At 31.2% G+C, this 14,157-nt stretch carries 13 protein-coding genes; 9 read left to right on the top strand and 4 right to left on the bottom strand.

Translation table 11 applies throughout. The features are described from left to right. Positions 1 to 248 precede the first annotated feature (248 nt). Positions 249 to 1,034, top strand: a complete 786-nt coding sequence (locus AAGD26_RS05365) for a succinate dehydrogenase iron-sulfur subunit (RefSeq protein WP_341751398.1) — start codon at positions 249 to 251, stop codon at positions 1,032 to 1,034. Positions 1,035 to 1,180: 146 nt separating this feature from the next. Here AAGD26_RS05365 and AAGD26_RS05360 read toward each other — a convergent pair whose 3' ends face one another. The 4 genes from AAGD26_RS05360 to AAGD26_RS05345 all read right to left on the bottom strand — a co-directional run bounded on the left by AAGD26_RS05360 (position 1,181) and on the right by AAGD26_RS05345 (position 5,973). Further along, entirely contained in the window at positions 1,181 to 1,945 is a 765-nt protein-coding gene (locus AAGD26_RS05360) for a polysaccharide deacetylase family protein (protein ID WP_341751397.1), read from the bottom strand. Between the two features lie 128 nt (positions 1,946 to 2,073). Continuing rightward, the gene (rsmA, locus tag AAGD26_RS05355) at positions 2,074 to 2,937 is read right to left on the bottom strand and encodes a 16S rRNA (adenine(1518)-N(6)/adenine(1519)-N(6))-dimethyltransferase RsmA (protein ID WP_341752322.1); all 864 of its coding nucleotides are present in this window, start codon (positions 2,935 to 2,937) and stop codon (positions 2,074 to 2,076) included. Next, on the bottom strand, positions 2,937 to 3,824 hold the full coding sequence (locus AAGD26_RS05350; RefSeq protein WP_341748361.1) for a SurA N-terminal domain-containing protein: 888 nt from the start codon (positions 3,822 to 3,824) through the stop codon (positions 2,937 to 2,939). Before AAGD26_RS05350 ends, rsmA begins: the two co-directional genes overlap by 1 nt. Positions 3,825 to 3,834: 10 nt before the next feature. Further along, positions 3,835 to 5,973, bottom strand: a complete 2,139-nt coding sequence (locus tag AAGD26_RS05345) for an LPS-assembly protein LptD (RefSeq protein ID WP_341752321.1) — start codon at positions 5,971 to 5,973, stop codon at positions 3,835 to 3,837. A 554-nt stretch (positions 5,974 to 6,527) separates the two neighbouring features. On the opposite strand from AAGD26_RS05345, the gene AAGD26_RS05340 reads away from it, so the two are divergent. From AAGD26_RS05340 to AAGD26_RS05305, 8 genes are all read left to right on the top strand, one after another. Beyond that, positions 6,528 to 6,944 (top strand): Rrf2 family transcriptional regulator, encoded by a 417-nt coding sequence (locus AAGD26_RS05340; RefSeq protein ID WP_341748359.1) that lies wholly within the window; start codon positions 6,528 to 6,530, stop codon positions 6,942 to 6,944. A gap of 65 nt (positions 6,945 to 7,009) precedes the next feature. After that, on the top strand, positions 7,010 to 8,173 hold the full coding sequence (locus tag AAGD26_RS05335; protein WP_341751396.1) for a cysteine desulfurase family protein: 1,164 nt from the start codon (positions 7,010 to 7,012) through the stop codon (positions 8,171 to 8,173). A gap of 35 nt (positions 8,174 to 8,208) precedes the next feature. Next, on the top strand, positions 8,209 to 9,465 hold the full coding sequence (locus tag AAGD26_RS05330) for an IscS subfamily cysteine desulfurase (protein WP_341751395.1): 1,257 nt from the start codon (positions 8,209 to 8,211) through the stop codon (positions 9,463 to 9,465). Positions 9,466 to 9,495: 30 nt separating this feature from the next. Beyond that, positions 9,496 to 9,876: a Fe-S cluster assembly scaffold IscU gene (gene iscU / locus AAGD26_RS05325; RefSeq protein ID WP_341751394.1), complete on the top strand. Its 381-nt coding sequence runs from the start codon at positions 9,496 to 9,498 to the stop codon at positions 9,874 to 9,876. 9 nt (positions 9,877 to 9,885) lie between these two features. Continuing rightward, on the top strand, positions 9,886 to 10,218 hold the full coding sequence (locus AAGD26_RS05320) for an iron-sulfur cluster assembly accessory protein (protein WP_341751393.1): 333 nt from the start codon (positions 9,886 to 9,888) through the stop codon (positions 10,216 to 10,218). Between the two features lie 160 nt (positions 10,219 to 10,378). Then, on the top strand, positions 10,379 to 10,861 hold the full coding sequence (locus AAGD26_RS05315) for a hypothetical protein (protein WP_341751392.1): 483 nt from the start codon (positions 10,379 to 10,381) through the stop codon (positions 10,859 to 10,861). Positions 10,862 to 11,427: 566 nt separating this feature from the next. Beyond that, positions 11,428 to 12,816: a hypothetical protein gene (locus AAGD26_RS05310; RefSeq protein ID WP_341751391.1), complete on the top strand. Its 1,389-nt coding sequence runs from the start codon at positions 11,428 to 11,430 to the stop codon at positions 12,814 to 12,816. Next, positions 12,813 to 14,081 carry an NB-ARC domain-containing protein gene (locus AAGD26_RS05305; protein ID WP_341751390.1) on the top strand — a complete coding sequence of 423 codons (1,269 nt, stop codon included), beginning with the start codon at positions 12,813 to 12,815 and terminating at the stop codon, positions 14,079 to 14,081. The genes AAGD26_RS05310 and AAGD26_RS05305 overlap by 4 nt, the downstream gene beginning before the upstream one ends. The last annotated feature ends 76 nt before the right edge of the window (positions 14,082 to 14,157 follow it).

Here is a 14,157-nt window from a genome sequence, read left to right as displayed (position 1 = left end):
ATCGTCTATTAGCGAAGCACTGTTGTAAGTCTTAAACCGTCATTGCGAGGAGTCGCTGCAAGCGGCGACGTGGCAAGGAGGTCTTGACTATCATGAAGATTGCCACAGTGCCTAACGGCACTTCGCTAATAGACGATTTTTAACTTTCAACAGTTGTGCCGTCTACGCGGGGATGACATCTTTTCACCATTGATTACAACTTTTAAATTGCTCTGAAATATAGTTAGAATTTTAGATGAGGAATAAACATGGCAGAACTTAGATTACCACCTAATTCTAAAGTCCGTAAAGGTACTATATATAAACATTCTGGAGAAGCGGTTAAGTTACGTAATATCAGAATTTATAGATATGATCCAAATTCTGAAGAAAATCCTAGAATTGATATTTATGAGTTAGATCTATGCAAAACAGGTCCAATGGTTCTAGATGCCTTAATTAAAATAAAAAATGAAATAGATTCTACATTGACTTTTAGGCGTTCTTGTCGTGAAGGAATTTGTGGTAGCTGTGCGATGAATATAGATGGAACTAACACACTTGCTTGCATTAAGGCTATTGAAGAAATTCGTGGTGATGTCAAGATATATCCTCTACCGCACATGAAGGTAGTAAAAGATTTAGTACCTGATATGTCGCATTTCTATGCTCAATATGAATCGATAGAACCTTGGCTAAAAACTGACAGTCCGCCACCTTCCAATACTGAAAGATTGCAGTCTCTTAAGGATAGAGAAAAGCTGGATGGTTTATATGAATGCATATTATGTGCGTGTTGTTCTACCTCTTGCCCAAGTTATTGGTGGAATGGTGATAAATATTTAGGACCTGCGATTTTACTACAAGCATATCGGTGGATTGCTGATTCTAGGGATGAGTATACTGGAGAACGTTTAGATGCTTTAGAAGATCCATTTAAATTATATCGTTGTCATACGATTATGAACTGTACAAAGACTTGTCCGAAAGGTTTAAATCCAGCTAAAGCTATTGCAGAGATAAAAAGCCAAATAATAGAACGTCACGGAGTGTAAAGCGAATAGACTTACTTAACCTAAGTTCGATATAGCATTAGTGTATACTCTTCTGCTCCTACAAATTGTTTTTTGGAAATATCATGGATTCGCATGCTCACCATTTATTTTCAAATCCAATTCTTTAAAGCATTTATAGATAAAAATCACTCTACATGATAATTTTTAATAAAATCAAACTTATAATTTTTTTTATGCAAAAGATCAACTAACTGACTTAAATTTTCTTTGCCATTAAATTGGTCTTGAAACATCTCATCATGCATAAGTAAAATTAATTTATTAGGTAAGGCAGTATCATTTCTGTTAAATTTATCTTCTATCTCTTGCACTAATTCATCTAAGGATTGAATTGGCTTGCCATGCTGATTATGAGCCCATTCTAAATCCCAGCCATATAGATAGAAGCCATTTTTATATATTCCATCATCATCTATTCTTTCTACTTTATCTTCTTCTTTTGAAATATATGGATCATCTTTACTTAGGTTAGGAAGACGGAATACATCTCTACCTGGTAGTCTAGTATTGACATGTGAACCAGTGAAACCAAAAACAGTATTATTTTTTTTAAGATCCTTAATTACATCCGGAAGCTGATGATAAAAATTCCTATAGTGGTTATTAGCGTGAGTATAGCTGTGATTTCCTATTTCAATAAAAGGGTTTTTTTTAGCTAGATCAACAGCTTTCTTTAGACTAGGACTCGAATTATCATAATGTAATCCTACCATGAACATGGTAATGGGAGTCTTTTTTTGGGTCATGACATTAATAACATTTTCGGTTCCTCCAAGAGGACCATCATCTGATGTTATATAAATTGTTTTATTTGTATCTGCACATAATGCATAAGGTAGATTTACTATAGCTACGAAACAATATATTAGGAAGATTTTGGTTATTCTCATAAAAATATACCTGAGATTATATGATTAAGTAGGTTGCTTTTACCGTAAATAGAATTGTATCATTACATTACCAAATATACCAAAGTAAAAAATTGACAATTAACAATAAATATTTACTGGCAGTGATATTAATAGCGATGTAGTGATTCATTCGAGCATAATTTTGCTAAAGACAAATAATCTTGCGATGATAAATTTTCAGATCGAGAAGAATTATCAATCTTTAATTGAGACAACAAATCTTCTATGTGCGGGGTTAGTTTCTTCAAAGATGATTTAATCATTTTACGACGTTCACTAAAGGCTAGTTTGGTAATTAGTTCAACTTTCCCAATTAGTTCAGGTGTTAATGGATTATCAAAAGGCTCAAGTCTAACTATTGCAGAGTGGACTTTTGGTGCAGGGTAGAAAGCTTGCGGATTAACATCAAAGCATTTTTCAACTGAACAAAGTAACTGACATATTATTGATAATCTGCCATAAGATTTTGTCCCAACTTTACCACATATTCGCTCTACAACCTCTCTTTGCAGCATTAAAGTCATACTACTTATTAAGTATGATTTTTTTAACCATTTTATGACTAACTCTGTACCTATTCGGTAAGGTAGATTTGAAATAATAGTTATTTTATCATGTGTTTTGTCGTGACTTAAGGTTGATAGATCAAATTTAGAAGCATCTGAATGAATAATATGTAGATTAGGGTATAACTCTCTTATTTCCGTCAGTAACGGTATGCATCTAGCGTCAGTTTCAACCACAGTTAAAGATTTAGGGTTGTAAGAAAGGATAGCTCTAGTGAGTCCGGCTGTACCAGGACCAACTTCTAATACAGAGTCATTTTCTCGGAGGCCACTTACGCGAACTATTTTATCACATAGACTACTATCAAAAATGAAATTCTGACCATATTTCTTAATAGGAACAATACCATGTTGGCTAGCATGCTTGGCGATTGAAGGTAGTGTACTCGGATTATTCGAGTATATCACAAAGGTAGCATTATTTTGATATAGGCTTTCTTACGCATATCCTCAAAGTATTTTTGGGCTTTTTGTGACATTTTTTTATTGGTCAGAAGATTTACTACATAATTATTTTCATCTAGAGTAATATTAACTATCTTTTTATTACACATTAATATTAACTTAAACCCATCTTGCATCTCAAAAACACTACTTTTCTCTCCTGTATTTAAATCCTTGAGAATTGTTTGTAGCGTAGAATCTAGAGTACTTAAATTTTGATTGACTATCTCTAACGTAGAAAAATCTTTATATAAAGATTCTTTGATATCGTGACAATTTGTAAGGCGTTTTTGTAACCCATACATCTTTTGCAAAGTTTTATCCTGTTTATCTTTTGAAGTAAAGATTTGAGCCGATACTTCTGCATCTTTTGAATTAGTCGCTAATATTATAGCATCAACTTCTTTTGCACTAATAGCAACTGATCTAGAAATACTAGATAAAATATTCATTTTGATAATTTCAGCACCAATCTGAGATTTAAAACTATTAATATCTACAGATTTACTCTTCAAAAGTTGCATTAATTGTCCTTTTGCCATTTTATTACGTTGCTCAATAGTCTCTATAGACTCATTTAACTCACTATCAGAACTTTTTTTACCATTTACAGACTGATAAAGCAATAAATCATCAATCACGCTGTTAATTGCCATCTTGTCAAGTTGCTTATCTGTTTGAGAATCAGGATTGTTAATATTGTTAAGTGCCATGATCATGTGTTTTCTAGCTAAAAATTCATGTAACGTAATTGGCTCATTATTAACTAATGCAACTATATTGGATAATTCTGCTTTCGCTATAGCTAGGTTAAAAACGATAGCAACTAAACAAAATAACTTCTTCATAATTTTAGACTCACATATTTAATATTTTTAAACCTATAGAAATAGTAGGTACAGCAGAATTCTTTTTTATTCCCCTACTACCATCTTCCATGTAGTTGTCTGAAAGTTTTCCGGCTATTCTAACACAATCATTTAAGTATGTCACTTGGATACTCTTAGAAAGAACATTTAGTTTGCTTTTTGGCCAATTTACTCTCATATCATAGACAACTGACCAATTTTCTGTTAATTGATAAGTGAGATTATAGTAGAATTGCTTTATTTTCTCATCAGTTAATTTATCTGTAAAATAATATTTCTGTAAATTTGAAATCTGAACCAATCCAGCAGTTAACTGAATTTTCTTAGAGTTAAGACTTCCACCTAATTCATCTCTAATTGGATCAAAATTTCTACTTTTTCTAAATCTATAGAATAGCTCTATCTTATCAGAAAAACTACTAGCAATTCTACCAACATTTTCGATACTATTAATAGAGTTAGTATTAATAGTACTGTTATAGGTTTGTCCTAGAAATAAACTTGTATAATTCTCCTCCGATAGTATAGAAGAATTAACCCCATAACTTAATCTATTGCCAAATTCATGATAATCTATACCACTATAACGATTCGAATTGAATATATTATTTTCTGATAGTTCATATTTTGATGGATCAATAAAGGAAAGTTTCTTATTATAATTATGTCTACGTCCAATAGTCACGGATATAATTGGTTCTACAAACAGGCTAGTTTTATCAAAAATTGTTCCAGCTAATGGATAACTCCAAATATTTTGGATTTCAGGTATATTTCTAGTTAGAACATGATTAGTCCTAGAATCATTTAGATATAGGTGATTAATAAAATATACATCTGATCTATTCCGTAAGGTAACATTAAATAAATGACCTGCATCAGTTAAAAAATTATTATCCACTGCCAGTTGTAATGCAACTCGACCTAGTTCCTTTCCGCTTCTTTCTTTATAAATTAATGCATTATTCTCTACAACTAAGTTACTAGTTTCTTCGTCATTTAGAGGTATAACATTCTTAGTTCTAACCTTGGGGAAAATTAATGGATTCGTACTACTAGAATCATTTGTTCCCAATCCCTCAAAATATATTCCTTCCGTCAATAAGTAATTATAATTATTGACATGCTCTAAATATAACTTAGACATCAAATACGGAGTATAATTGTTATAGTAATTTTTTAAATAAGCTTTATCAGAAGTACGTTGTAACCTAAATCCATATCTATAATCGTTTTTGATAAAATTACCATTGCTTAATAGATAATATGAGTTCACCTTACGGTTTTTTATCGTTACATCACCATCCTTTATGGAATATGGCACTTTACCATAATTAGCGTCTAAAGATATATAATCAGTTTTATTCGGTTTGTAACGAGCTTCTAGTTCAAGAATTTTATATATAATATTATGCTTTTGCCAAAAAATCCTAGGGGTTAGAGTAAAGTCTAGATTAGGTTTAGCTCTATAATATAGCGGTATTCCCAAAGCATTATCCCGCACTCTAGGTATCAATATTCCCGATTCTGCGGAAGCCTTAGGTGTTGGATGAGAAAAATATGGTATATACAAGATTGGTACACCATATACCTCAAAAAATAGGTGATTATAAACCATTTTATTCTTATTAAGATATATCTCAGTATTTTTTGCAGAAACTTGCCAAATAGGTTTTTGGTTACATAGTATTTTGCATGGAGTAAAGGTACTATTATGCAGACGAAAAACATCTTCATTTACTCTTTCTGCTAGTTTTGATACTAATAGTGTATTATCACCAAAATATAAAATAAAATCTGAGATTATCCCTGCCTTTAGTTTGTCTTTTAATATGACAAGATCTCCTAGAATAACTCTATTTTGCTGATCTTTAATTCTAATATCACCTTCAGCCCAAAGTTTATCTTGCCCTATATCATAAATCAAAGAATTAGCTGTTAGGAAGTAATTATCCAATATAACTTGAACATCACCTTTAGCATAAATAAACTGTTCTTTTTGGTTATATTCAATATAATCCGCTGATATAAAGCTAAATTGTTTGTTCATCTCTTGCTTATCAGCTATTGCAAAACCAAAAACCGATAACAAAGTAATAATAATCAATATATTGCAGAAAACTCGCATTAAAGATAACTTTTGAAGTGAGGGGGTATGTAAAATGCAGTCATTTAGTATCATAGTACTATATAACCAAGTGTGCAAGTTTAAGTATATAATAGTCCTCGATGTTCTAAGAGTGATGTTATCCCAGCGTAGGTAGCGGGATCTAAAAATGTTGATAGTCTTCCCAGCTGGTTTTTTAGACCTCTACTTTCGCGGGGGTGACAGCGAAGACTGGGATAACACCGAGGCTGCTTAAGTTAACAAAACTTGAACGCTTAGTTATATACTAAATTTGATATATTTATACGATAATTCGACGTTAAATAGTAGTAATTTTTAAAATTAGGCTGCAAGCTTGTAAAGTAATAGATATAACCTTCAATTTACTTTCTATATCATCTAGCCTTTCAGGTTATTTTTTGAATCCCCACTATAGCTCAGATGATATCAGTAGTAGTTAAACGTAAGCTTTATATTAATTATTGACTGCGATTTTTAAACCGCCATGATAAAATAATACTTGACTAAATTAGTAGGGTATTATATAATAATGTTATTATAGTGGAGTTGTTTGTATGCAATTAACTACAAAGGGGCGATATGCTGTAATGGCTATCTTAGAAATCGCATCGCAAATGTCGGATATACCTGTTACCTTGGCTGAAATTTCGGTGAAACAAAATATACCGGTCAACTACTTGGAGCAAATTTTTGCAAAGCTTAAGAAAGCTAATATAGTTAGATCAGCGAAAGGTCCAAAAGGTGGTTACATCATTAATGAAAAATTAAATAATATCAAGATTACTGATATTATTGATGCGGTAGATGAGAATATTGAAATGACAAGATGTTTAAGAAAATCTCAGAATAGTTGCGTACCTAATAAAGTAAAATGTAACGCTCATCATTTATGGTTAGGTTTAAGTAAGCATATAAGGAACTATTTTGACACCATCTCTGTAGCTGACATGCTAGCTGATACACTAGATTAGCTCTAAAAGTTTTTGAAAATTATTTTAACTTATGTATTAGTGGACGAATAAATTATGTTATATATATGTTATATTTAGACCATAATTCCACTACTAACGTTCATCCTAAGGTTAAGGAACTTATGAAGGATTTGCTCGAAGAAGCATATAATCCATCTTCTATTCATGCAAATGGGCGTTATGCTCGGAGTTTAGTGGAAATGGCTAGGCAGCAGGTCGCGAAATCTGTTGGCATTGATATAAATTCTAGGGAATATCAGGTAATTTTTACTTCCTCTGGCACAGAGAGTAATAATTTACTGATGAGTAATTATTATGATGGAGAAATTTTTGTTTCTGGCATAGAGCATTTATCGATTTTTGATCACACTAAATATCGAGATAATATTAAAATTATCCGTGTTGATAGTGATGGCATTGTTGATATTGACCATTTAGAGCAATTATTATTGGCAAGTCTAGCTAGTAAGAAACTAGTTTCTGTGATGTTGGCTAATAATGAAAGCGGTGTTGTACAAAATATACAAGAACTGGTTAAAATTGCCCAAAAATATGGGGCAGTATTTCATAGTGATTGTGTTCAAGCAGTTGGCAAAATATCGGTCAATATTAAAGAATTAGCAGTTGATTTTGCTACTATATCAAGTCATAAATTAGGAGGAGTGCAGGGAAGTAGTGCGTTGATTGCTAAAGCAGAACATACGCTTAAAGCAATGATGATTGGTGGAGGGCAAGAGAGAAACATTCGCTCAGGTACAGAAAATGTACTAGCGATTGCTTCGTTCGGTCTTGTGTCATCAATAGCGACTGCAGAGATAGAAGATAGATACAAAAAAATGAAGAAATTACAGACATATTTGGAACAAAATTTGTGCAACTATAAAAATGTTAAAATAGTGTCGAAAGATGTTGAAAGATTACCAAATACCACGTTGATAATCGTACCTAACACTGATGCACAAACCAAATTGATAGCTTTCGATTTACGGGGTATAGCGGTTAGTTCCGGTTCTGCCTGTTCATCAGGGAAAGTTGGTAAATCACATGTATTATCTTCTATGGGATTTAGTGAGGATGATGCTAGGTCTTCGATTAGGGTGAGTTTTGATTATCAACAAACTATTGAAGATGTTGTGACATTTGTTAAAGCGTTTGAAGAAGTATATTACCCGTTTTTATGTCATTCCCGCGTAGGCGGGAATCTATATCCCACATCGAAGCAAGGATGACATTCCTGTTGGAATGACACTAAGGAATAACTAGTATGGATAAATTAGAAGAATTAAGACAAAAAGTAAAATTAAGTGGTAAAGCACTACCGATTTATATGGATTATCAATCGACAACTCCTATGGATTCGAGGGTCTTGGAATGTATGTTGCCATATTTTACCACTAAGTTTGGTAATCCGCACTCTAGGAGTCATTCTTTTGGTTGGGAAGCCGAAGAAGCTGTGGAAAAGTCAAGAGAACAAGTAGCAAAGCTTATTGGTGCAGATCCTAAAGAAATTATTTTTACTTCTGGGGCTACGGAGTCTAATAATTTAGCAATAAAAGGTATTGCTAAATTCTATGGTAGTAAAAAAAATCACATAGTGACAGTGATAAGTGAACATAAATGCGTTTTAGATGCTTGTCGGCATTTAGAAAATGAAGGTTTTAAGGTAACATACTTGCCAATTCAGCCAAGTGGTTTGATTGATTTACAACAATTAAGAGATGCCATAACTGACCAAACTATGTTGGTATCAGTGATGGCGGTAAATAATGAAATAGGTGTCATCCAACCAATTAAAGAAATTGGTAAAATTTGTCGGGAATTAGGGGTATTTTTTCATTCAGATATCGCCCAAGGATATGGTAAAATTCCTATAGATGTTAATGATTGTAACATTGATTTGGCAAGTATTTCCGGGCATAAAATTTATGGTCCCAAAGGTATTGGAGCTTTATATGTAAGGAAAAAACCTAGGGTACGTTTGGTGCCAATTTTAAATGGCGGTGGACAGGAAAGAGGCATGCGTTCTGGAACTCTACCAACTCCTTTAATTGTTGGACTAGGTAGCGCTAGCGAATTGGCTCTATCTGAAATGGCAAAAGATGCCATACTGGTAGAAGAGCTTTTTGATAGATTTTATAATAATATTACTAAACAAATTGCTGATGTCTATTTAAATGGTGATATCAATAGGAGATATAAGGGAAATCTAAATTTAAGTTTTGCTTATGTCGAAGGTGAGTCGATGATATTAGCTATTAAGGATTTAGCCGTTTCATCTGGTTCGGCTTGTACCTCATCTTCGCTAGAACCGTCATATGTGTTAAGAGCTATGGGAGTTGATGAAGAAATGGCACATACATCGATTAGGTTTGGTATTGGTAGATTTACCACTAAAGAAGAAATAGATTATGCTGTAGAGTTAATAAAGTCAAAAATTAACAAGTTAAGAGAACTAAGCCCTCTTTGGGAGATGGTTCAAGAAGGAATTAATTTAAAGCAAATCAAGTGGGCGGTACACTGACAAATCTTAATTATTAATATAGGAAATAACATGGGCTATAGTTTAAAAGTACTGGATCATTACGAAAATCCCCGTAACGTAGGGTCATTAGACAAAAATGATGCATATGTTGGAACAGGTCTCGTGGGAGCTCCTGCCTGTGGTGATGTAATGAAGCTACAAATTAAAGTTAGTGAGGATGGAATTATTACAGATGCCAAATTTAAAACCTTTGGTTGTGGTTCTGCTATTGCTTCAAGCTCTTTAGTAACTGAATGGGTTAAGGGTAAATCTATTGATGAGGCTGGTAGTATAAAAAATACTGAAATAGCTAAGGAATTATCTTTGCCACCAGTAAAACTCCATTGTTCTTTATTGGCAGAAGATGCCATAAAAGCAGCAATAGCTGATTATAGAACTAAAAAACCATAAGTAGCTATTATGAAAAATGTTATGTCATTGACTGATGCAGCAGCTAGGCAAATAAAGCTATTGATAGACAAACGTAATAAACCATCTTTTGGTATTAGGATTGGCGTAAAGTCTGGTGGTTGTTCCGGTCTATCTTATTACGTAGAATATGCGGATAACAAGAATAAGTTTGATGAGGTGATAGAAGATAAAGGTGTACGAATATTAATTGACCCAAAAGCTCTAATGTATCTTCTAGCCAGTGAAATGGATTATGTAGAAGATAAGTTTAAATCGGGGTTTACTTTTAATAATCCAAATGAAAAAGGTAGTTGTGGCTGTGGGAAGTCGTTTAATATATAAGAAAATATTTCTGTTTTTATAAAAAATGCCGTAAAACCCCATATGTCTTTAGCGTGTAGAATGTAAGACGTTACTCACCTTGAGTTTCAATATATCCCGAATTCGCGTAATTTAATTCTAAGTGGCAGCAAAACGGCTCATTCTTAACACTGGTTCTTATATGAAACATAAACACTCTACAAAAGTGTCTACAAGTGTTAGCTTATTAGCTAGTAGTTCAGTACATGACTCTAGTATTAAACAACAACAATTTGATGATAAATTACAAGCAATTTTAAATAGCTCTTTAGGTACGAGTAAAATAGGAAATTTTATAGTCAATCATATTTTATGTTCCCTTGATGCAACTAATATAACTAATGGAGAAAAAATAAAATATATAAAGATTCTAGAGGAATTTGTATCAAAGTTTGTTCAAGAAATGGATAAGAATTCAATGGAACAATTAAAATTTTGGAGACAATTATATAATCTTGTATTAATTCGTGAGCATTTAAAGAAGGGCGAGGAAAGTGTTATCAAAATATTAAAAAAATTACTCGCTTTTTTCATGATAAAAAGTCTGATAATCACCAAGAAACTTATCAAAGTTGGAACATTTCTGACGAAGTATCATATACAACAAAGAATAAAGATGTTGTAGTACGTCTTAGTAAGAAACATAATAATTATACTAGCATTGACCCTGAACTGTTAGGATCATTAGAGATATCCGAGCAGCAACAATTTACCACTGCTTTAAAGAAAGGTATAGTAAAAAATCCTAACCTTAATGGGGTTAAAATGATTAGGCTCATGTTTTCTAGAACTTAAAATAAATGCAGATGCTCGGTTATACGCAAGCAAAATTTATGAAAATGATAATGGGGCTGTTTTAGTGTTTTTGATAAAAAAACTGATCATGATGGCATAAAAAGGGCATTGCGTGCTGAGAATATTGAGTGTATAAAAGTTTTTGGGGGGTGTAGATCATAGTACACAGATAGAAGATTATCCTTTAAAGTGTGATGTTTTTCCGAAAGATTATTCCATGTATGAGGAAGTGAGCTGCATGGGAGATATTTAAATGCTTCACTAATTAAATCGATTTGTTGTATGAATTATTTGCTAAATATAAATTCGAGGATTGGTATTACATACTATTGAGCTTAAATTGCTTTCCATAATACTTAACAAAATGTTATTAAATCATGAACGAAAAAAACAAAAATGTTTATTAAAAGGAAGAACATTTTAAAAGCAAGTGCAATATCTATGATATTTGTGAGTAGCTTTGTTATATTAACAAATATATTGGTACGTCGTTGTATCAATCATGAATATCATCAGCAAAACCTAATAAAATTAGAAGAATATCATAATATAATTAGATCGCTTTTAGTTGATAAATTTAATATTAATTATATATTAAGTAGTAATGATATATCTGATCAAATCTCTATTTTAAAAGAACATATTAGGAATCATGTTTTCATTTCGAAGTATCATATACCAAATAGCGTGTATGGCAAGAATGATCTACCTTATACCACTCTACAAGAACTACTAGATATAGTATCAAACCAAGCATTTAAATACAATATTACTATTAATAATCATTCAATTATATCTAATGGTGTGGTAGAATTTCAGGAGAGTGTGAACAAGCAGTATTACATTAATAAAGACCTCACTTATAATATCTCAATACAAATTTCTCCTAATTCTTATTATACACAACAAGCTATCTCTAGGGTTAAGCAGCAAATTTTATTATTAAATATAGGTTCTGTATTTACAATTTTAGTACTATGTATGATAGTATTGTATCTATCTTATAGAGATAAAAAAATTAAACTTAAACTTAACAAGTTAGAGACAGATTTAACTAACAGTATGGAACATAGTAAAAATATTCTATTATTTCACAAAATAAACGAAGAGTTTACTCTAAAATGTTATCACTATTCTAAAAGTAGTAATAATAAAAAATCATTTAATATCTCTAATACTGTTAATGTAGAAGAAGAACTAGGATATAATAGTGAATATTTTCCATTACCAATAACAACATTAGAGTCCCACAATGAAATTAACTACCATACAATAAAACTAACTCCGATAATTTTATATCTACAAAGTTATTATACAGGATACACAGCTTGCTATAATTCTAATATTAAATTAGATATAGTCAGTAATATAGAGACACTTGAAGTGCCTTTTGAATCGGAAATATTTAACCAAATTATGGTTAGTGTATTATCTAATATCTTGTACTTTAATAAAAATACAGAAAGATCGAGATGTGTAAAGTTAATATTTCAAAACAACTTGATTACCTTTATCGGTGAAGGGTTTAGTTTAGACCAAAATTTAGCAGTAAGATATTCTGAAAAAATATTTAATGATACAGCTAATTTATACATATTAAATTTGGGACAAATATTTATTTTGTTAAAAAGTTTTAAAATAAATTGTCAAGTAACTAAAAATAAGTACTCTACAACAATAGAAATAAAATTAGATAATGTACCAACAGAGTTAAATACCGACACTACCCAAAAGGCACAGATAATTAAAATGAATAAGTATAGAAAACTTAACGACTTAAAATGAAAAACTTTATACTATTACTATTTATAGTAGTAATTTCTACTTGTGAAGCATATGCAGTACTTCTTTTTAATAAAGAAGAGCCAGTATACTATTTCGTTAATCATGAAGAACAAATTAACAACATAAGAAAGTTATTAATAAGAGACAAAATAGTAGGTATTACAGGTATCAGTGGTATAGGAAAAAGTGAAATAGCTAGAAAATATGCACAAAAATATCAACAAGATTACGATATTATTGCGTTTTTAGATGCAAGTATAGATTTAATCCCACAATTTGTTTTATTGGCCAAAGAAATAAATCAAAAAATATGTTCAAAAACGGGGTGTTTCATTTCAGAAAGTACCGGAAGCGTTAAACAAAACCTTATGACATATCTTAAACCTCAGGGGAAGTGGTTATTAATATTCGATAATTTACATATTAATGAAAATAACAAAATTAAGGATATTATTGATTGGCATCATAATGGACATATTATGATTTGTTCGCAAGATAGTCAATATTTACTACCAAGAATCTCAGTTCCTTATTTACAAGAAAAAGACATTTTTATGGCAATTAATAAGCTTATAGACGAGCGATCAGAGGAATTTAAAAAAGATTTGGCATGTAATTTAAAAGGTTATCCAACTAATATAATTGGACATAGTGCTATTTTTTTACAAAGCAATAACCACATGACAATCAAAGAGTATATAAATTATATACGAAAACATGATAACAAATTAAATGCACATTTATCAATAGTATTAAATGAAATTACATCAGAAGCCAAAACACTATTATACTATATGGCGTTATTAAATAATCAAAAAATAGGTAATAATTTACTAGAACATCTAGTAGATGATAAGGAGAAATTATCCGATTTAATTGATGAGATAGTAAGATTTGGTTTAATTGAACAAATTAGTAACAATAGAAATAAAAAAGTATTTCGAATGCATGATGCAGTAAAATATGAGATATTAAATATATACGATTTAGCTACTAATAAGAAAACTATTGATAAACTACTTATTAAAATACAACATTTAATGTCAGGGGAGATGGTAAATCAATTTTATTTAATTATGCAGGATAATACCTTTGAAAGTAATGTAGAAGTACTGCTAGCTAATGCAGATAAGTATAATAGTAATATTTATACAAGCATGGTCTTGCATAATAGCCTACTTGGCTACTACTTACGTTCTAGAGAACCATATAATGCCAAAAAAATGGTAAGTTGGTTTAAAGAACACGAACATAAGTTGATTTAGCAAAATATGACAGAATTAGAGCAAGTAGCGTATAGTAGGTATTTAGGACGTATAGGACGATATGAATACTTTGTTG

It is taken from the genome of Candidatus Tisiphia endosymbiont of Piscicola geometra (assembly GCF_964026415.1).
In the GTDB taxonomy this organism is placed as follows: Bacteria; Pseudomonadota; Alphaproteobacteria; order Rickettsiales; family Rickettsiaceae; genus Tisiphia.
The sequence above is the reverse complement of the archived record's forward strand: the minus strand, read 5'-3'. Positions and strand labels throughout refer to the sequence as shown.